Genomic DNA, 20,100 nt, shown 5'->3' on the forward strand with positions numbered 1-20,100 from the left:
AAATTATATGAGTCAGAACGTAATAGTAATAGGTAGTGGAATAAACAGCTTGGTATGTGCTGCTTTATTGGCGAAAAGAGGAAAGAGAGTCACTGTGTTTGAGAGGTCATCTAAGTTAGGAGGATGTATTCAAAGTGAAAGAGTGGAAGGCTGTGTGATTGATACGTTCTCAACTGCATATCCTTTATTCGTTACTTCTGCGGCCTATCCTATTTTAAAAGAGGATTTGGAAAATGAAGGTGTATTTTTTGTTTCAAATGATGTCCCTACAGGGGCATTGACCACTGATTTAGAATGGTCAATATTAGGAACGGATAGAAAAAAGAATATTGAATCCTTTAACAAATTAAGTCCTGGCGATGGAGATCGATTTAATGAACAGATGGATTGGGTGAATCAGCATGCTGAGATTTTATTCACGTTTTTAGGTGGTGAAATCATGACCCTAAAAATGGGGAAATTCTTGGCAAAGTACCTTTGGAAGCAAGGGATTTCGAAATCATCTGAAAATGCACAGGAGTTTTTAAAAAGTGTGCGTGACGATTTACCAGATTATTTCTCGTCAAAAGCACTCTTAGCGAATCTCGCTCCATGGGTTCTACACTCTGGTTTGTCTCCAGAGAGTCCTCTTTCTTCGACCATGGCTAAGGTTACTGCAATGAGTATTGAGATGGTTGGATTGCCACTGGTGAAAGGCGGTAGTTATAAAATTGTAGATGCTTTTAAAAAGATAATTGAAAATAACGGTGGAAGTTGTTATACCGATTGCCATGTAGAGCGAATTCTTTGTGATCATAAAGGGAATGTAGAAGGGGTGGAGTTAGCAAATAAGGAACAATATATGGCCCAACATGTTGTGGCAAATGTAACCCCGACACAGCTATATGGTAGCTTGTTGAAAGATCAGTCTCAGATTGCTCAAAAAGTGGTAAAACAAACCAAACAATACAAGTATGGAAAAGGAAATATGCAAATTCATCTGATATTGAAAGAAAAGCCAATTTGGGTTCAAGAGGCCTTGCAAGATGTGACCTATGTGCACCTGACGGATGGAATTAATGATGTTTCAAAAGCAGTTAATGAAGCAGTTAGACAGCAACTTCCATCAAAAGGAACAATCTGTATAGCACAGCCTACAGCTGTAGATCCCTCGCGGGCAAGCGATGGAAAACATGTTTTATGGATCCAATTGCCTGAATGTCCAAATTATCCTGAATCTGATGCTGGTGGAGAATTGGATGGACTTTGTCAGGGTGTATGGAGTACGGAATTATCTGAAGCCTATGCTGATCGAATCATTGATCGAATATCTACCTATATCCCGAATTTAAAAGATGCAATAATTTATAAAAGAATCATGTCTCCTAAGGAGCTTTCGGAAACTAATATCAATCTAGTACATGGAGATCCATATTCAGGTCAATGTAATCTAGATCAATACCTGCTATGGCGACCTATGTCATCTGTAAAGAATCATGAAACACCTATAAAAAATTTATTTCATATCGGAGCTTCGACTCATCCTGGCCCCGGGCTAAGTGGCGGTTCTGGATTTTTAGTTTCTCAAAAAATAAAATAATTATCAAACGTGAGTATGGGACAAGTATTTACTAAGACGCAAAAAGTAAAATTTCAGCATTGTGATGCTGCTGGTATTGTTTTTTATCCAAGATTTATGGAGATGTTGAATGAATTAGTGGAGGATTGGTTTGAGGAAGAATTAGGATTTCCATTTAAGGAATTACATCATGGCGAAGGGATACCGACAGCGGATTTAAAAGTAGCCTTTGTCTCTCCGGCTAGACTAGGGGATGTTTTTGTCAAAAGTTTAACGGTTTCCAAACTTGGTAATTCTTCATTAACCTATAATTTTAAATTCGCGTTTGAAGATCGGATAGTGTTGCAAGGCGAATGCACACTTGTACATGTTGGTCTATCTCAAGATCAATTAAAATCTCAACCTTGGTCGAACAGTGTAAGAGAAAATATTCAAAGATTTATTCAAGAATAAGAAAAACTGAATGTTGAGAATCCTCATTTCCTAGTTTCTTTATAGGAATTGGGGTTAAGTTTATTCGATATTTTCCAATAATTAAAATTTATCTATTAGATTATATCAATATATGTATACTGATTCTCAATGACTATTGCTTAGTAAACAAAAACTTTACTTTTAAGGAATGTTTTTTTAATAGTAAAATGCTTACTTGTGGAAAAAGTAAAATATGTCTTTAGTTTATTTCGTCTACATCCTAACAAACGCGAATAGAACGATTCTCTATTCTGACGTTACTAACAACCTGAAGAGCAGGCTTCTCTTTCATCAGTCGATGACTTTATCTCAAAATGCTTACACCAAGAAATATAAGGTATTTTACCTTATATATTTTGAAGCTTTTGCAGAAGTGGTGGATGCTATAAAGCGAGAAAAGGAAATTGATAGCATGTCGAGAAAAATGAAAGAAGAATTAATAAATTCTAAGAACAAGAATTGGGAATTTCTAAATGATAAGATTTAATCTATGGAATCTCTCTTTTCATTAATTAAGGTTATGTTTTAACATTAATTATTAATAATTGAATTTAGTAAGGTCTTCTCTCGAAAGGTAGAAAGTTAGTAAAATGAAAAAGCAACTCAATTGAGTTGCTTTTTTTGTTGGTGGAGGCTACTGGATTCGAACCAGTGACCCTCTGCTTGTAAGGCAGATGCTCTGAACCAGCTGAGCTAAGCCTCCTTTTGTTGGTGGAGAATACTGGATTCGAACCAGTGACCCTCTGCTTGTAAGGCAGATGCTCTGAACCAGCTGAGCTAATTCTCCTTTTCCCTGTTGCGGTGTGCAAATATAGGGGTAAAATCTGATTTACAAAATATTTTGTAGATATTTTTTATGTGAATTTCGACAAATAATTCAAATCCAAATAATTAATTTGAAATTCGATCTAAAAGTTCCTTCTATACTCGGAAAATTTATTATGATTTTATTTGAGATATTACCTTCTACTGCAGGAACGAGTAGATTCTTTCCATGTAATAGGCTTCATCTAAAGTTCTCACAAGTTCTGTCATTTCAAAATGATCGAAAGAGAAGTTTATCCCTAAATATGGACTATTCAATAATATCCTTTGTCGACCATCAGGAAATGAAACTGGACTATTTTCTAAATAAATGTCTTTTACAATTCTTCTAAAGGTGATAAAATCCTCTTTACTAAAATTAATTAGGAGATTATTGAAACAAAGATGAATGATATTTTGATCCTCAGGCATGCTAATGAACCCTTGGTCGTGTTTGGAGAGTATTTTTAGTCGACAGTTATCCATATGTGTCGGAGCCGTTTTTTGTGCCTGCCTTACCCGCATGCCTATCATTCATGCGGGTAAACAGGACTTTTGTATAATTGAAACTGTTTTCTTTGCAGGAGTAAAAGTAGATATTATTTAGAATGATTATAAATAAACTTCCCAATATGACATTTCTATTATATTTTGTCGTTAGAGTTAAAGTTCTTTAATATTGATGTTTCTAAAGCTAACTGAATCAGTGTGGTTTTGAAAAGCAATCTTTCCTCTTGGAAAGGTTGCGAAAGCAGGATAGTTCTTCATGTTGCTATTTGCAACCTTTTGTTTGAATTCTGGTGTATTGATACTATCTTGAAATGTGATTTTGTCATTTAACCAGAAAGTAACCTGGCCATCTTTTTGTTTTATCTTCCCTTTATTCCATTCTCCAAAGGCATTCGGTTTGGAGTTGCTACCTATGCATTCAACAGAGTATAAACATCCAGCCCAGTGTGTTGAGTCTACCTGATGTCTCGGTTCTGCATTAGCATTGTCTAAAAGTTGCATTTCTAATCCAGTAGCAAAGGTTGCCGTATAGCTGCTATCTTCTTTTACATTGATAAATACTCCACTATTCCCACCTTTTTTTACTTTCCATTCAAAATCAAGCTCAAAATTTTCATATTCTCCATCGCTCACCAAATCGCCAAATTCGCCATTCCCCTTAGGATCGCAAATTAATTCGCCTTGGTCAACCTTCCATTTTGATTCCATATTGCCACGATTATAAACATGCCAGCCTGTTAAGTCCTTGTTGTTAAAAAAAGATGTAGAGTCGGAATTTGTATTATTGGATGAAGAGTTACTAGATTGATTGCATGAAGCTAATCCTAGAGTAAGAATAATTACCAAAGTCTTGAAGTAGTTGGTTGACATAGTTGTTGATTTATTTAATTGAAAACAGAATTAAATGTAAACAATTAATAGCAAAAAAAATTATGATCAACTCGACCGAGGCAAGTGTATAAAGATTTTGACAAAGAGAATTTTAAGTTATTGTTTTGCTTAAAATCTTTCGATTTCATCAATCTGTTCGATGATAAATTTCAAAGAAATTGGGTCATGAAATTCTTCTTCAGAATTTAATTCGTTTTGAATGAGAGGGATATGGATTTTTAAAGGTAATACATGCATTCGCATATAATTGCAGACACCTGTGAAGTGATCAACACCGCGAATATTTCCATATTTTCCAGTTGAAACTCCTACTAGTGCGGCCTTTTTGTGATAAAATGAAGCTGGGAATGCACAGCAATCCATAAATAATTTTAGAATTCCTGGGTAGCTACCATTATATTCAGGGATGATAAAGACAAATTTCTTCGCTTGGGATACTTTTTCTTGAATTTTTGCAAATGCTTCGCTTCTCTTTCCGTACATATCAGTTTCAATGATGTTTGCAGGAAGATCCTCAAGAGAAAGAATATCAAAGTCTTCCCCTCTTTTTTCTAATTCCTTTAAGTAAAATTTTGCAACTTTTAAAGAGTTAGAATGTTTTCTATTTGTACCTGAGATAATTAAATTCATTGTTTGATGTTACTTGTAAAAAGCAATAGCGTTCGGTATCAATACCTAATTCTATTTTTCGTATCTTAGCATCCTGACTTGGTAGAATAAGATTCGCTTCAAAATTAGCAAATTTAACATCATTTAAGTGTCGAATATCATTAAGGTATGTTAATTTGCATAACGAAGTAAATTTATGCCGATCAACATTATTTTCAAAAATTGAGGAATCACAATGGGAAAGATTATTGCCATAGCCAATCAAAAAGGAGGAGTTGGTAAAACAACCACCTCCATAAATCTTGCTGCGAGTTTAGCTGTGTTAGAATATAAGACTTTGTTGGTGGATGCAGATCCACAAGCAAACTCCACTTCTGGAATTGGTTTTGATCCTCGCGCCATCAAAACAAGCATTTACGAATGTTTGGTGAATGATGTGACAGCAAAAGAAGCCATTCAAGCAACCGATACGCCAAATTTAGATCTATTACCTGCGCATATTGACCTGGTAGGTGCGGAAATTGAAATGATCAATTTGGAAGAGCGTGAATATAAAATGAAACGCCTGTTGGATGAAGTAAAGGATAATTATGATTTTATCATTATTGACTGTTCACCATCTTTGGGCTTGATTACAATCAATGCTTTAACAGCCTCAAATTCCGTAATTATCCCCGTTCAATGTGAATATTTTGCACTAGAAGGACTAGGTAAATTGTTGAACACGATTAAAATCGTTCAAACAAGATTAAATACAGAATTGGAGATCGAAGGGATATTATTAACCATGTATGATGTTCGTTTGAGATTGTCTAATCAAGTGGTAGAAGAGGTTAGGACTCACTTCCATGATTTAGTATTTGACACAATTATTCAGCGGAATACACGTTTAAGTGAAGCTCCAAGTTTCGGAATTTCAGTAATTATGCACGATGCATCCTGCAAAGGAGCAATTAACTACTTGAATCTCGCACGCGAAATTTTGGAGAAGAATGGATTATTAAAAGAGAATAAGCAAACTGTAACAGTATAGTATGGCAGCACAACAGCGGAAAACAGGATTAGGGAAAGGTTTAGGAGCGTTACTTCAACAAGAGGTAATCAGTACTCCTAAGGAACAGCCTGCTGAAACTCCTGCGAGTAAGACACCGAGCTCTCCTGCCGGTAGTATAAACTTTATTAAAGTCGAACAAATTGCCATTAACCCTTTCCAACCAAGGACGGATTTTGATGAAAATGCCCTGAGGGAATTGTCAGAGTCTATTGAGGTACAAGGGTTGATCCAACCGATTACGGTTCGTCAGATTGGCAAAAATGAATACCAATTAATTTCTGGTGAAAGAAGGTTAAGGGCTTCCAAATTAGCCGGTATCACTGAAATTCCAGCTTATGTAAGAACTGCAAATGATCAACAAATGCTAGAAATGGCTTTGATTGAGAATATTCAGCGTGAAAACTTAAATGCTATTGAAATTGCATTAAGTTTCCAACGTATGATTGAAGAATGCAGCCTTAAACAAGAAGAATTAGGTGATCGCGTAAGTAAAAACCGCTCTACAGTCACTAACTACCTTAGATTATTGAAGCTTCCACCTGTGATTCAAGCCGCAATCCGTGATGGAGATCTTTCCATGGGACATGCTCGTGCATTAATCAATGTTGGTGAAATCGATAAACAATTGTTTATTTTCAAAGAAATTGTTGAAAAAGGATTGTCTGTGCGTAAAGCAGAACAACTGGTTCGTGAGGTTCAGCAAGCTAAAGAGAAAAAACAAAAAGGTAAAAAAGAAGCTCCTTTGAATTTTCAATACCAAAAGATTGAAGATGATTTGGCATCAAAATTTGCCACTCGGGTTAAACTAAACGTAAAATCAACCAAAGGTAAAGGAGCAATTGAAATTCCTTTCAATTCTGAGGATGATTTAAGCCGAATTTTAGAGTTGTTAGACTGGTAATGTATAAATTTTTACTGCTCTTTGGAATGATCTTATCTTTTACTTGCCTAAAAAGTCAAGTAAAGGATACTATTCCGGACTCTACAAAGGTAATTCAAGTTCAGGATTCATTAAAAAAGAAAGCTGAACAAGATACCGTTAAAAAAGAAACTCGCGCAGAAAGGAAGGCTAGAATAAAAGCTGAAAAAGAACGTGAGAAGTTTTACTATAAGGATATTCGAAAGGATTCAGCTAGGTTAGCAATTGAACGTTTATCTAGAATTGCGTGGAAGCGCTCCTTGATTTTACCCGGTTGGGGACAATATACAAATGGAGGTCTATGGTGGGTTAAAGTGCCAATTATTTATGGTGGTTTTGTTGCCGGAGGATTAACCTTCAATTATTGGCAGTGGTACTATAAGGAGTTCTTGACTGAATTACAATATCGAGAAAATTATGGTCAGCCTTCAAATCATGAATCTCTTGGATTAGGATCAAGCTGGACAGTACAAGGTTTAGTACAGCAAAAAGATTATGGTCGAAGAAATAGAGATTTGACGGTATTAGTAACTTTAGGATGGTATGGGTTGAATGTTGTTGAAGCCTACGTTGATTCAATTTTAAAAAATCGATGGAATATCAGCAATGACCTAAGCTTTAAAGTTTCACCGACTTTACTGCCAAATTACGCTTACACACCTGGTATGGGATCTTTTGCTGGATCTGGTTTTGTTTCTCCAGGATTAAAAATGACCTTTACCCTTAAATAAAAAAACCAATTAACTATATGAAGATCGTTTTATTAGGTTACGGAAAAATGGGGCAATTAATCGAACGCTTCGCCATGAAAAGAGGGCATGAAGTCGTTTTAATAATTGACGAAAGAAATAGAAACAGCATTACTCCTGAAGATTTGGAAGATGCTGATATGGCTATTGATTTCAGTACTCCACATGCAGCCTTAGAAAATATAAGTCTATGTTTTGAATCCAACTTACCATTGGTTGTTGGTACAACAGGATGGTATGAGCACCTGGACGAAGTGAAAGAAACCTGTTTAGAAGCTGATCAGTCATTTTTGTATGGCTCGAATTTTAGCATTGGTGTAAATATCTTTTTCCATATCAATAAAATGTTGGCTAAAGCCATCAATCCTTATAAGCAATATGATGTTCAAGTAGAAGAAATCCACCATATTCATAAATTGGATGCCCCTAGTGGAACAGCTATTACGATTGCTGAAGGAATTTTAGAAAATAACGACGAAAAGAAAACTTGGGTCAACTCTGTGGAAGGTTCTGGGGAAGAAGTAATCCCTAAAGCCAATGAACTGTTGATTGAAAGTCTAAGAATAGAAGAGGTTCCTGGAACTCATACGGTATTGTATAGCTCCGAGGTCGACCAAATTGAGTTAAAGCATACAGCACATAGCAGAGAAGGATTTGCATTAGGTGCGGTTATTGCAGCAGAATGGCTCTTAGGTAAAAAAGGATTTTACCAAGTAACTGAAATGTTTGATTTTAATAAATAATATATGTGGTATATCATTTTAGCCATATACATCATTGGGTCCGCTTATGGACTTTACCTATTGTATAGAAAAGCTGGTAAACAAGGCTGGGAAGCTTTTGTTCCAGTTTATGCACAGTATGTCATGGCACAATTGGTTGGAAGACCAACCTGGTGGATAGTGTGGCTATTTGTTCCGATTGTAAATATCTTTATTGGGTATGATCTTTTATTAAACTTGATCAAATCTTTTGGGAAACATAGGTTTTGGGAGAATGCTGCAGCAGTATTAGTTCCGTTTATTGTGCTTCCAATGTGGGGAAGAGATCCAAATGTGAAATATTTGGGGCAATCAACCACTGAGGAATTCAAAAAACAATATGCATATAAGAAATCAGTAGCAAGAGAATGGGCTGATGCAATTATTTTTGCTACAGTGGCAGCTACTTTGATTCGCGGATTCCTAATAGAAGCTTATATGATTCCTACGGGATCAATGGAAAGAAGTTTATTGGTTGGTGATTTTCTATTTGTAAGTAAATTGAACTATGGCCCCAGAATTCCAATGACTCCATTGGCATTTCCTTTTGCGCATCACACCATGCCAATAACTGGTGGCAAAGCTTATTCAGAAGCAATTAAAATTCCATATAAAAGACTTCCTGGATTTCAAGATATCAAACGAAATGATGTCGTAGTATTCAATTATCCTATGGAGGCTGATGCTCCCTTCAATAGACCTATTGATAAACGTGAAAATTATATCAAGCGTTGTGTCGGTATGCCTGGTGATGTTGTTTCCATGGAGCGCACAAAGCTTTTTGTAAATGGGGAACCTGCTTTTATGGATGATGATTTCCAAACGAATTATTTGGTGTTTACTGAGCCAAATGGTTTAAACTTACAAAAGTTGTTGGATATGCGTATCGAAATGGATCTATTATATACCGATCCTAACATGGGGCAATATGCAATGCATATGACCAAGTCTGAAGCTGAAATAATTAAAAAATGGGCTAATATCAAAGAATTTAAAGAAATTATCTACGAACCTGGTGATGCCAATCCTAATTTTCAAGCTTTCCCATTTTATAAAAATGGTATCGTATGGAACTATGATAATTTCGGACCGATCCAAGTACCTAAAAAAGACTGGACTGTTAAACTTGATTCATTGACTGTTCCATTATATGAAAGAGCGATAACCGTGTATGAGGGTAATACTTTTGAAAGTAAATCTGATGGTTATTATGTGAATGGACAAAAAACTGATAGTTATACATTCAAAATGGATTACTACTGGATGATGGGGGATAATCGCCACAATTCATTGGATTCAAGAGGCTGGGGATTTGTTCCCGAAGACCATATCGTTGGTAAAGCCTTATTTACTTGGTTAAGTTGGGATGAGGATGGATCATTCTTATCTAAAATCAGATGGAATAGAATATTTAGACCAATTCATTAAGGTCTCAAATACATAAAAAAAGGGTGTCAAATCACAATTTGACACCCTTTTTTTGTTGCTTGCCGACTTTATTTTAAGCAGGCTAAATATCTTTTTATTGTTTCCTCGAGTCCAAGATATAGTGCATCCGCGATTAGTGCATGTCCAATACTAACTTCTAATAAACCAGGAATGTTTTGTTTAAAATATTGTAGGTTGTGTAAATCAAGATCATGTCCAGCATTTAATCCCAATCCCACTTTCTGAGCTGCCATAGCGGCTTTTACATACGGTTCAATAGCTTTTTCTCTGTTTGAATGAAAATCAGTTGCATACGCCTCCGTGTATAGTTCAACTCGATCTGTGCCGGTCTCAGCTGCTGCTTCAACCATTTTCTCATCTGGATCAACAAATATCGAAACCCTGATCCCTTCACTTTGGAACAGACTAACCATTTCTGAAAGATACTCACGATGCTTAATGGTATCCCAACCATGATTTGACGTCAGCTGTCCTTCTTCATCTGGTACTAATGTTACCTGAGCTGGGCTATTGGCCAAAACTAAATCAATAAACTTCTGTTCTCGGCAATTCCCTTCAATATTGAATTCTGTTGAAATTTTAGCTTTTAAATCGAAAACATCTTGATAACGAATATGGCGCTCATCAGGTCTTGGATGAACAGTAATCCCCTCTGCACCAAATTTTTCACAAGCCAATGCTGCAGAAAGCACATTCGGTACATTCCCTCCACGCGAGTTCCTCAATGTGGCGATTTTATTGATATTTACTGAAAGTTTAGTCATAGTTTAGCTCCTTTTTACAAATTTACTCATTTAACAAGCCACATTCCTATCATTTTATGATTTTAAATCAGTCCATCAATGGATAATATTTTTTAAATTGCAGGAAGTATGGATGGTTTGGACTTCAATCTTTTAAGTGGCTTCAGGCTGCTGGATTTTATAGATATATTGCTGGTAGCAATTATTATTTACTATGTCTATAGCCTAATCAAAGGGACAATAGCAGTAAATATCCTAATTGGTGTCGGTTTGTTTTACGGAATTTACCTTGTCGTAAAGCAGATGGAGATGCGCCTTTTAACCGAAATTTTCGGTGGTTTTATTTCCGTGGGATCAATTGCATTGATTGTCGTTTTCCAACAGGAAATACGAAGATTCCTCCTGCATATCGGAAAAAATATATCCTTAAGACGTAAAAAATTCTTTTGGTCCATATTCGGAGGTAAGAAATCTACCCACCGGGATAATGCTGAATTTATCAAGCCCATCGTTGAAGCTTGCCAGAATATGTCCAAATCTCGAACAGGAGCTCTTTTGGTTTTCTCACGATACTTTGATGAAGAGTATTATCAAACCAGTGGGACCATGATTGATGCCCCAATCTCTAAACGATTATTGGAAAGTATTTTCTTTAAAAATTCACCCCTTCATGATGGCGCAGTGATTATTGTAGACAATAGAATTATGACTGCAAGCTCTGTACTCCCGCTCTCCGATAGCGAAGACTTACCGCCTCAATTTGGATTGAGACATCGTGCTGCAATTGGGGTGACTGAAGTTTCCGAAGCTGTGGCTGTAATTGTATCTGAGGAGACCGGTGAAATCTCTTTCGCTAAGGATGGAAATATTAATATGAACCTAACTGCCGATGAGTTAGAGAAGATTCTTGCGGAAGAATTGTAGTTTTTCTGAATAATATTTTTAGTTATCTCTTTTTTACTGAACAATTGTTTTTGTTTGACAAATTTTAGATAACTTTATTCAAATTATAAGACTAAATTCATTGTTATGCATTTCGACGACAAAAAACCTATCGATATAGTGTTAAACGATTTGTTTGAACATTACCGTGCAAACGTTTCTGATGTAGATAAAATTACTAAAGCCCTATTGGAGCGTGACGTAGTGCAGTCACAGTCTGATATTGTAAATGACCATATAGCGTTCCGTACCTTAGGAGTTCCAAATTTAGAAATCGCCTCTTTCGAAAAAATCTTTCTCTCTTTCGGTTATAAAAAGATGGATTATTATTATTTCGAAGGGAAAAAATTAGATGCCCATTGGTATGCCCCTCCTGCAGATCATTATCCAAGGATTTTTGTATCTCAATTGCGGGTTTCGGAGCTAAGCCCGGCAGCTCAGGAAATTATTCTAAAATATACTTCCCCAATTACTTCAGACCCTGTTGATTCTTTAGATCTAAACAATGGCCAAGAAGTCGCAGATTTCCTGCAAAAACCTCTTTGGGATTTACCAACATCCCTGGAGTATGAAACATTGCTGGCTGAAAGTGAATATGCAGCTTGGGTTATCTTTAACCGATATTATTTGAATCATTATACCATTTCTATCCATGAATTAAAAGATGGATATAATACCCTTGAAGAGTTCAATGCTTTTTTGGAGAGTATTGGAATTAAACTGAATACTTCTGGTGGAAAGATAAAAACCAGTGAGGATAATCTTCTAAGACAGAGCAGTACTGTTTCAGCTTTATATGATGCTACATTTGCTGATGGTAAAACATTGGAAATTGCTGGTAGTTATGTAGAATTCGCGGAACGCAGTGTTCTGCCTCAATTCAAGGACTTATCAAAATCAGAAATCAAAAGAGAACATCGTCGTGATGGTTTTGAAACCAACAATGCTGATAAGATATTTGAAAGTACCTACACATCACAAATTAAAGGATCATAGATTATGGAAGAGCAGTTAAACCTGCTTTCACAACAACTAAGTGGTGAGTTATTTTGGGACGAGAAGATGCGTTTGTTATATGCAACTGACGCTTCCGCTTATCGCGAAATGCCACTGGCTGTCGCTTATCCAAAAGATAAGCAAGATCTCTTATTGCTTATTGATTTCGCTAGAAACAACAAAACTTCACTAATTCCTCGGACAGCAGGAACTTCTCTTGCTGGTCAGGTGGTTGGTGCCGGGATTGTGGTCGATGTGTCAAAATATTTCACGAAAATACTAGAAGTAAATCCAGAAGAATCCTGGGTTCGCGTTCAACCGGGGGTTATTCGTGATGAGTTGAACCAGTTTTTAAAACCATACAAGTTATACTTTGGTCCTGAAACTTCCACAGCGAATCGGGCAATGATTGGTGGTATGGTGGGAAATAACTCCTGTGGGTCTAACTCCTTAATTTATGGAAGTGCCCGAGAGCATACGCTGGAAATTCAAGCACTTTTGAGTGATGGCTCTGAGGTTAGCTTCCATGCATTAAGTTTTGATGAATTTGACCAAAAATGTGCCCAAGAAAATTTAGAAGGAAAAATCTATAAACAGGTTAGGGGCATTTTAAGCAATTACCAAAACCAAGTACAGATTCGAGAAAATTTCCCCAAACCATCTATCCATAGACGGAATACAGGTTATGCCTTGGATATGTTGTTGGAAACAGATCCTTTTACAGCAGGGAAAGAACCTTTTAATTTTTGTAAGTTAATCTGCGGTTCGGAAGGAACTTTAGCTTTTATCACTGAGATAAAAGTGCATGTAAATCCTTTACCGGTTAATCCTAGTGGATTGTTATGTGTTCATTTCCATACCTTGGAAGATGCATTAAAAGGGAATCTCATTGTATTAAAACATCATCCATTAGTAAGTGAACTGATGGATAAATATATCTTGGAGTGTACTAAAAGCAATCTTGAGCAATCCAAAAATCGTTTTTTCGTGGAAGGTGATCCTGAAGCGATATTGATTGCGGAATATGATGCTGTAGACCAAGAGGCAATCCTAAATAAGGTAAAAGAAGTCGAAGCGGATTTATTGGCCCATGGATTAGGTTATCATTTTCCATTAGTTCTAGGGGATGATAAAAAGAAAGTCTGGAATCTAAGGAAGGCTGGTTTGGGCTTGCTAAGCAATGTTCCAGGTGATGAAAAACCAGTCGCTGTAATCGAAGATACGGCGGTGGATGTTGAAGACTTACCGGCCTATATTCATGATTTTAATGAGATTCTAAAAAAATATAACCTTTACGCGGTTCACTATGCCCATGCAGCTACCGGCGAATTGCATTTAAGGCCTATTATCAACTTAAAAACTGAAGCTGGAAATCAACTCTTTCGAGACATTGCATTAGAAATTGCACATTTAGTAAAGAAATATAAAGGATCATTAAGTGGTGAACATGGCGATGGCCGTTTGCGTGGTGAATTCATCCCATTGATGATTGGTGACCATAATTACCAATTATTAAAAGATATAAAACACGCTTGGGATCCTGAAGGGATTTTTAACCCTGGTAAAATTGTAGATACTCCTGCGATGAATACCTCGCTAAGATACACAGCAGGGCAGGTGGAGAAACCTATTAAAACCGTTTTCCGATTTAAAGGACAAACGATTTTACAACATGCTGAGCAATGTAATGGCTCTGGAGACTGTAGGAAAACCCATTTATCCGGAGGAACGATGTGTCCTTCCTATATGGCAACAAAAGATGAAAAGGATACAACGCGAGCTCGTGCGAATATCTTAAGGGAAATGCTAACACACTCGGAAAAGGCAAATCCATTTGATCATGAGGAGATAAAGGAGGTTATGGATTTATGTTTGAGCTGTAAGGCCTGTAAATCTGAATGTCCTTCAAGCGTAGATATGGCCAAATTGAAAGCCGAATTCCTGCAAGGTTATTATGATAGCCATGGCGTACCTTTCCGATCCAGGATGATTGGCCATGTGGACACTCTGACCCAAATGATGCAACCTATTGCAGGATTATATAATTGGGTGGTCAGTTCAAAACTGACAAGTAGCTTGGTCAAAAATGTTTTAGGATTTGCCCCAGAAAGACATATCCCTAAGATTGCCTCCAAGACCTTAAGAAAATGGTTTCAAGAAAAGGATAAACCCTTTTCCGGACATAAAGATCCAGTTAAATCAGTCTATTTCTTTTGTGATGAGTTTACTAATTTTAATGATGTTGAAATCGGTAAACAGGCGATATTGTTATTGGAAAAGCTTGGTTATGAAGTGCTTATGGTGCCTCATGCCTTTTCTGGTAGGGCTTTATTGTCCAAAGGCTTATTAAGGGAAGCAAAGAAACTAGCGAATAAAAATGTGGAAACTTTCAAAGGAAGGTTAAATGCGAATACCAAATTGGTTTCCGTGGAGCCATCGACTATCCTAACCTTTAGAGATGAATATGTCGATTTGGTGGATGAACATTTAATCAGTGATGCTGAACGAATAGCTCCCTTGGCAGTTACAATTGAGGAATTTATTTGGGAAGAATACTTGGCAGGGAATATCTCATCGACTCAATTTACCACCAAAGAAGAAAATATTTTGCTTCATGGACATTGCCAACAAAAGGCCTGGGGTTTACTACCAACGGTCTCTAAGATTTTGACAATTCCAGTGAATTACAAAGTGAAGGATATTCCTTCCGGTTGTTGTGGAATGGCGGGTTCTTTTGGCTATGAAAAAGAGCATTATGAATTATCGATGAAGGTAGGAGAGTTGGTGTTGTTTCCAGCGGTTAGAAGCAAGTCTGAAGCAACGTTGATTGCCGCTCCTGGTTCAAGTTGTAGACATCAAATCATGGATGGTACGGGAGTACAATCTAGACATCCTGTTGAAATCTTATATAAAGCATTAAAATAAATAAGAAAGCGGAGTTTGAACCATCAACCTCCGCTTTCTTATTTATATCAATTGAATTATTTTTTTGCTGATTCTAAAGCATGCATATTCAATTTTACGTACTCTTGGTTATTGGAATCTTTCGCCATCTTTAATCCTTCCTCAGCAGCTTTGATAGCTCCAGCTTTATCTCCAGCTTTTGCTAATATCATTGATTTCCAATATTTAATATGCGGAGCATTTTTATTTCCTTTATCCGCTTCTTTCACCCATTCCACAGTTTTTGCAATGTCTAATCCATTGCTGAAGTAATACATAGCCGCTTGGAAATATGGCTTTTTCTCACCTTTCATCGCCTCGTCAATACTCGCTAAGATTTCCTCTTTTTGATCTACAGCAATATTGAACGATACCTTGGTCTTTTCCCAACTTAAAGATAGATCTAAAGATTGCTCATGAATATCGTCGAATTCAATTGTGAATGTTTCTACTGGAGTGTCTAAAGCTTTTGGTTTTACTTTTACGCGCAATACATCATCAGCTTTATCGTAGGTATAAGCTCCCCATTGCTTTGCATTATTGTTGAAAATAATCGTCCACTCATCCTCTCCAGGAATAGTGAATAGCGCATAGGTTCCTGCTTCAAGTTTTTGCCCTTCAATCATTACCTCTGATTGGAAGGTAATGTTCGTCGCATTATTTGCACCAGTACGCCAAATTTCATTGTACGGAACTAAATCTCCAAAAATAACACGACCTCTAGCACTAGGACGCTGATAAACCACACTGATTTGTTCTATTCCCAAATCCTGAAGGATAAATTGGGTACTACTTGCTTGTGGCAACTTTAATTGTGCTTCTGCCTGAGTAGAAGTGAAAATAAGCCCTGCCGCAACAAGGATACTTAACGCTAATTTTTTCATAATCATTTTAATAGAATATTCGAAGATAAGAAACTGTGCCAAAAAAACAATGGAGTTAGTAATCTAACTCCATTGTTTTGCTTAATTTAAGCACTAGTCTTTTTCCTAACCTTATGTCCTGCAATAGCATAGTAAAGGATATATAGATAACATGGTAAAGCAATCCAATATGCTTGATGCGCTCCAACATTATGCGCTAAAGCACCATATAATAATGGAATTACAGCACCACCCGCAATACCCATAACCAAAATTCCTGAAGCAGCACTGGTAAATTTACCAACTCCTTTTAACGCTAGTGGCCAAATCGCTGGCCATACCAGTGAGTTTGCTAAACCTAACAATCCAACCATGGTCAATGAAACCATTCCGTCTGTAAATATAATTCCTACAGTTAGGATAATACCTAATATAGCACATGCCTTTAATGCTGTCTCTTGTGATAAATATTTTGGAATACAAATAATACCGATAATATAACCTACGACCATGGATCCCATCGTAAAGGCCGTAAAGAATTTAGCTGTATTCAATGGAATTCCTAAGAATGTACCGTAAGCAATAATAGTATCACCAGCTAAAACCTCAACCCCTACATAAGCAAACAAGGCAATAAAACCTAATAATACATGTGGGAAATCAAAGATAGAGTGTTTGTTCTCAGTCGCTTTGTGATGTTCTGAATCTTCCTCCTCGTCGCCTTTAACCTCCGGAAGATTTGATTTTGAAATCCAGAATGCTAATATTACTAATACCACTACAATCCCGATATAAGGATTAACTACTTGAAGAGCAATCTTATCCAAAGCTATGCTCGATTCCTCAGGACTCATAGAAGCCAACTGATTCTTTACCTTATCCGCTTCATCAAGTTTTAAGAAGTATCCTAAAATAATTGGTGCTAATGCTCCAGCAAATTTATTACAGATACCCATAATACTAATCCTTCGTGCCGCCGTTTCAACAGGACCGAGAATCGTGATGTATGGATTGGATGCTGTTTGCAAAATCGCAAGACCTCCACCCATGATGAACAAGCCTAATAAAAATAATATATAGGTTCTTGAATAGGCTGCAGGAATAAATAACAACGCTCCAACTGCCATAATACCTAAAGATACAGCCATCCCGTTTTTAAATCCAAAACGGTTTAAAACCCATGTAGAAACAGGAGCCATAACCAAGTATGCAATGTAAAAAGCGAAGGTTACAAAGTACGATTGTACCTCTGTAAGTTCACAGGCTATCCTTAAATATGGTATCAAAAGCGAGTTTAACCAGGTCGCGAAACCAAAGATGAAAAACAGGGAACCTATGATGATCATTGGCCCAACGGTAGATTGATTATTTTGTGTACTCATAAAATTGATTTACAAATTAATAATAAGGTAGCCACAAGGCTAATAAAATAAAATGATATTTTAAAACAGAATTTCTAAAGCAAACGATTGCATTTTCTGTAAAAAGTTTGAGCCTTACTAAAAATCAAGCATTAACGGGAAGGGGCATACGGAAAGATTATTTTAAAAAAAAGAGACATTACAACGTAATGACTCCTCAAAACCTAAACCGTATCATAAAACCATATAGATATGATACAGGCTAAACAGATGTTAAAACAAATTGTTTTCTAGATTTTCGGTTTTTTTATAACGGCAATCGTCAGCCTAGAAATACAAACCAATTGATTCCGTTCATTATGAATTTGAATATCCCATACATGAGTGGTCTTGCCTATATGAAGCGCCTTACATGTTGCTCGAACAATACCCTTGGTCACTGGGCGAATATGGTTAGCATTGATTTCTAATCCTACTCCTGCCCATTCCTCTGAATCTATGACCATATTGGAGGCAATACTCCCAACGGATTCCGCTAATACACAGGACGCACCGCCATGTAACAACCCATAGGGTTGTTTCACTTTTTCATTCACCGGCATTTCCGCAACCAATGCATCAGGACTAATGGAAACAGCTTTAATGTCTAAAAAACCAGTCATATTGATGGCAAATAGACTATTGATCTCTTCTAAACTATACGCTCTATACCACATCACCATTCAAATTTTGATCTTTTAGATATCTGGATTTTAGTAGCATAACATGATGATTTAAATGCCCTGCTATGATATATAAAAATGCCCGTACGCTAATTAAACGGTCTGAAGCCATCCCTTTTCTACTCAGTTCAGTATCATCAAATGAATTGAATAAATACATATTGGCCTTTCTCAAGTGGATAAACTCCTCCTTGATATCCTCCATTTTGCGCTCATTATGTCTGCCATTTGCAACAAACTCATCCTGTTCAAATGAGGATAAGGCGGTCATGTCGTTTCTTCCAAAACGCAATGCTCGATAGGTCATGATGCGCTCCGCATCCAGGATATGACAAAGTACTTCCTTAATCGTCCATTTCCCCTCAGCATAACTGAAAGTCCCCAATTCTTCTGGAATGCTTGAAATAAATTCTGGAAATGAGTCAATTTGTTCATTTAATTCTTCCATAACGTCACCTGTGATGGTTTCGATGTAATCGTTGAAAATCGCCGGATATTCGTCAGATTTGAGTGGGTTCATAGCGTAAATTACTTTTTAATACAATTCTAAATGTTGTACCTTTTCCTAATTCAGATTCTTTAACAAAAATTTGTCCTCGGTGATAATATACCATACGCTTTGTCAAACTAAGCCCTAAGCCCCAGCCACGCTGCCTTGTAGTATATCCTGGTTGGAAAATAGTCTCCCAATTTGACCTCGGAATCCCTTTTCCAGTATCACTAATGTCTATAAAAATTTCTTCTTTTGCAATGTTTTCGGAAATGTTAACCGTTATCTTTCCTTCGCCTTCAATAGCATTTACCGCATTTTTTAGTAAATTCTCAACAATCCAATCAAATACCTGAACATTTAACTTAGCCTCGACTTGCTGGTCTCCAGTAAGCTCAAAGGATATTCTTTTACTCGTTCTGACCTTAAAGTAATTCACATAATCTTCAACTACTTTAAATATGACATGATTGGATAAGGATGGGGTAGATCCTATTTTTGAAAACCGATCAGCAACAATTTCAAGCCGCTGGACATCCCGCTCCATTTCATCCAACAACGCATTATCCCGCCCTTGATACGTAATCCGAGCCAGCTCTAACCAGCCCATCATCGAGGATATCGGTGTGCCTAGTTGATGAGCGGCCTCCTTGGCCATACCAACCCAAACTAAATTTTGCTCCGAATCCCGAATCGAATTAAAAACTGTATAGGCTACGATTAGAAATACAGCAATTAACGATAATTGGATGTAAGGGAAAATCCTCAGTTGGCTCAAAGCCTTTGAATCATGATAATAAACCAACCACTTTTCTCCCGTATCTAACGAAATATGAATTGCTGGATGAGATTTTTTCATCTTTTCCAATTGCTTTTCAAAATAGGGTGGGTCATAAACCAGATTCGTGTCTACCGCTTGGCTGGAAGGATGGATGTTGGTCTTCGTACTATCTAAATCACGCCAGAAAATAATATCCCCATTTTCTTTGGTGATGATTGCAGGAAGTGATAAGCTGTCCCGAACAGCATATATAAAACTTATAAACTGATCATCTACATCTGGCATGGATACAATGCTTTGGGTACTCATTGCCCAGACCTCCGCCTTCGTCCGCTCTGATTTTGAAAGGTTTTTAACCAAATAGTTCGTGTAAAGCAACGACGCAGCCGCAATTAAGGCCGCAAATAAAAACAGGAAAAACTTCCATTGTTGTTTATTATATCGATAGGGATGTTGCTTCATATTGAATTTAGTCAACCAA

20 protein-coding genes and 2 tRNA genes are annotated in these 20,100 nt (G+C 36.8%); 11 read left to right on the forward strand and 11 right to left on the reverse strand.

Features of this window, described 5'->3' with window-relative positions; translation table 11 throughout:
• Window positions 1-7 precede the first annotated feature (7 nt).
• From ACF3OC_RS01310 to ACF3OC_RS01320, 3 genes are all read left to right on the forward strand, one after another.
• Window positions 8-1,579 carry an NAD(P)/FAD-dependent oxidoreductase gene (locus ACF3OC_RS01310; protein WP_094281040.1) on the forward strand — a complete coding sequence of 524 codons (1,572 nt, stop codon included), beginning with the start codon at window positions 8-10 and terminating at the stop codon, window positions 1,577-1,579.
• A gap of 15 nt (window positions 1,580-1,594) precedes the next feature.
• Window positions 1,595-2,011 (forward strand): thioesterase family protein, encoded by a 417-nt coding sequence (locus ACF3OC_RS01315; protein ID WP_094257679.1) that lies wholly within the window; start codon window positions 1,595-1,597, stop codon window positions 2,009-2,011.
• 214 nt (window positions 2,012-2,225) lie between these two features.
• Entirely contained in the window at window positions 2,226-2,519 is a 294-nt protein-coding gene (locus tag ACF3OC_RS01320) for a GIY-YIG nuclease family protein (protein WP_094257680.1), read from the forward strand.
• A 138-nt stretch (window positions 2,520-2,657) separates the two neighbouring features.
• Here ACF3OC_RS01320 and ACF3OC_RS01325 read toward each other — a convergent pair.
• From ACF3OC_RS01325 to ACF3OC_RS01345, 5 genes are all read right to left on the reverse strand, one after another.
• Window positions 2,658-2,735, reverse strand: a tRNA-Val gene (locus ACF3OC_RS01325).
• 6 nt (window positions 2,736-2,741) lie between these two features.
• A tRNA-Val gene (locus ACF3OC_RS01330) sits at window positions 2,742-2,819 on the reverse strand.
• Between the two features lie 179 nt (window positions 2,820-2,998).
• The gene (locus tag ACF3OC_RS01335) at window positions 2,999-3,361 is read right to left on the reverse strand and encodes a DUF6686 family protein (RefSeq protein ID WP_094281041.1); all 363 of its coding nucleotides are present in this window, start codon (window positions 3,359-3,361) and stop codon (window positions 2,999-3,001) included.
• A gap of 138 nt (window positions 3,362-3,499) precedes the next feature.
• On the reverse strand, window positions 3,500-4,216 hold the full coding sequence (locus ACF3OC_RS01340; RefSeq protein WP_094281042.1) for a DUF1080 domain-containing protein: 717 nt from the start codon (window positions 4,214-4,216) through the stop codon (window positions 3,500-3,502).
• Between the two features lie 129 nt (window positions 4,217-4,345).
• Window positions 4,346-4,867, reverse strand: a complete 522-nt coding sequence (locus ACF3OC_RS01345; RefSeq protein ID WP_094257683.1) for an NADPH-dependent FMN reductase — start codon at window positions 4,865-4,867, stop codon at window positions 4,346-4,348.
• Window positions 4,868-5,081: 214 nt separating this feature from the next.
• Between ACF3OC_RS01345 and ACF3OC_RS01350 the strand changes: the two genes are divergently transcribed.
• Genes ACF3OC_RS01350 through lepB form a run of 5 tightly spaced genes read left to right on the forward strand, consistent with a single transcriptional unit; the run spans window position 5,082 to window position 9,757 of the window.
• Entirely contained in the window at window positions 5,082-5,879 is a 798-nt protein-coding gene (locus tag ACF3OC_RS01350) for a ParA family protein (RefSeq protein ID WP_094257684.1), read from the forward strand.
• Between the two features lies 1 nt (window position 5,880).
• On the forward strand, window positions 5,881-6,801 hold the full coding sequence (locus ACF3OC_RS01355; RefSeq protein WP_094257685.1) for a ParB/RepB/Spo0J family partition protein: 921 nt from the start codon (window positions 5,881-5,883) through the stop codon (window positions 6,799-6,801).
• A complete protein-coding gene (locus ACF3OC_RS01360) occupies window positions 6,801-7,550 on the forward strand; it encodes a DUF5683 domain-containing protein (RefSeq protein ID WP_094281043.1) in 750 nt (249 codons plus the stop codon). The genes ACF3OC_RS01355 and ACF3OC_RS01360 overlap by 1 nt, the downstream gene beginning before the upstream one ends.
• A 17-nt stretch (window positions 7,551-7,567) precedes the next feature.
• Window positions 7,568-8,311 (forward strand): 4-hydroxy-tetrahydrodipicolinate reductase, encoded by a 744-nt coding sequence (gene dapB, locus ACF3OC_RS01365; RefSeq protein WP_094281044.1) that lies wholly within the window; start codon window positions 7,568-7,570, stop codon window positions 8,309-8,311.
• Window positions 8,312-8,314: 3 nt separating this feature from the next.
• Window positions 8,315-9,757 carry a signal peptidase I gene (gene lepB / locus ACF3OC_RS01370; RefSeq protein ID WP_094257688.1) on the forward strand — a complete coding sequence of 481 codons (1,443 nt, stop codon included), beginning with the start codon at window positions 8,315-8,317 and terminating at the stop codon, window positions 9,755-9,757.
• A gap of 68 nt (window positions 9,758-9,825) precedes the next feature.
• Here lepB and ACF3OC_RS01375 read toward each other — a convergent pair whose 3' ends face one another.
• On the reverse strand, window positions 9,826-10,542 hold the full coding sequence (locus ACF3OC_RS01375) for a pyridoxine 5'-phosphate synthase (RefSeq protein WP_094281045.1): 717 nt from the start codon (window positions 10,540-10,542) through the stop codon (window positions 9,826-9,828).
• Between the two features lie 108 nt (window positions 10,543-10,650).
• Between ACF3OC_RS01375 and cdaA the strand changes: the two genes are divergently transcribed.
• The 3 genes from cdaA (at window position 10,651) to ACF3OC_RS01390 (ending at window position 15,384) form a co-directional block, all read left to right on the forward strand.
• The gene (cdaA, locus tag ACF3OC_RS01380) at window positions 10,651-11,445 is read left to right on the forward strand and encodes a diadenylate cyclase CdaA (protein WP_169715207.1); all 795 of its coding nucleotides are present in this window, start codon (window positions 10,651-10,653) and stop codon (window positions 11,443-11,445) included.
• A 105-nt stretch (window positions 11,446-11,550) separates the two neighbouring features.
• Entirely contained in the window at window positions 11,551-12,459 is a 909-nt protein-coding gene (locus ACF3OC_RS01385; protein ID WP_094281046.1) for a DUF1338 domain-containing protein, read from the forward strand.
• Window positions 12,460-12,462: 3 nt separating this feature from the next.
• Window positions 12,463-15,384: an FAD-binding and (Fe-S)-binding domain-containing protein gene (locus ACF3OC_RS01390; protein WP_094281047.1), complete on the forward strand. Its 2,922-nt coding sequence runs from the start codon at window positions 12,463-12,465 to the stop codon at window positions 15,382-15,384.
• A 56-nt stretch (window positions 15,385-15,440) separates the two neighbouring features.
• Here ACF3OC_RS01390 and ACF3OC_RS01395 read toward each other — a convergent pair whose 3' ends face one another.
• The 5 genes from ACF3OC_RS01395 to ACF3OC_RS01415 form a co-directional block, all read right to left on the reverse strand.
• Window positions 15,441-16,286, reverse strand: coding sequence for a DUF2911 domain-containing protein (locus ACF3OC_RS01395; RefSeq protein WP_094281088.1), 846 nt, complete (start codon window positions 16,284-16,286; stop codon window positions 15,441-15,443).
• An 86-nt stretch (window positions 16,287-16,372) separates the two neighbouring features.
• Entirely contained in the window at window positions 16,373-17,647 is a 1,275-nt protein-coding gene (locus ACF3OC_RS01400; protein ID WP_094257692.1) for a sugar MFS transporter, read from the reverse strand.
• Between the two features lie 269 nt (window positions 17,648-17,916).
• A complete protein-coding gene (locus ACF3OC_RS01405) occupies window positions 17,917-18,342 on the reverse strand; it encodes a hotdog fold thioesterase (protein WP_218823973.1) in 426 nt (141 codons plus the stop codon).
• Entirely contained in the window at window positions 18,332-18,868 is a 537-nt protein-coding gene (locus ACF3OC_RS01410; RefSeq protein WP_094257694.1) for a DinB family protein, read from the reverse strand. Before ACF3OC_RS01410 ends, ACF3OC_RS01405 begins: the two co-directional genes overlap by 11 nt.
• Entirely contained in the window at window positions 18,849-20,081 is a 1,233-nt protein-coding gene (locus ACF3OC_RS01415; protein WP_094257695.1) for a HAMP domain-containing sensor histidine kinase, read from the reverse strand. The genes ACF3OC_RS01410 and ACF3OC_RS01415 overlap by 20 nt, the downstream gene beginning before the upstream one ends.
• Window positions 20,082-20,100: the final 19 nt, after the last annotated feature.

Source organism: Sphingobacterium cellulitidis (assembly GCF_043187465.1).
GTDB lineage: Bacteria > Bacteroidota > Bacteroidia > Sphingobacteriales > Sphingobacteriaceae > Sphingobacterium > Sphingobacterium cellulitidis.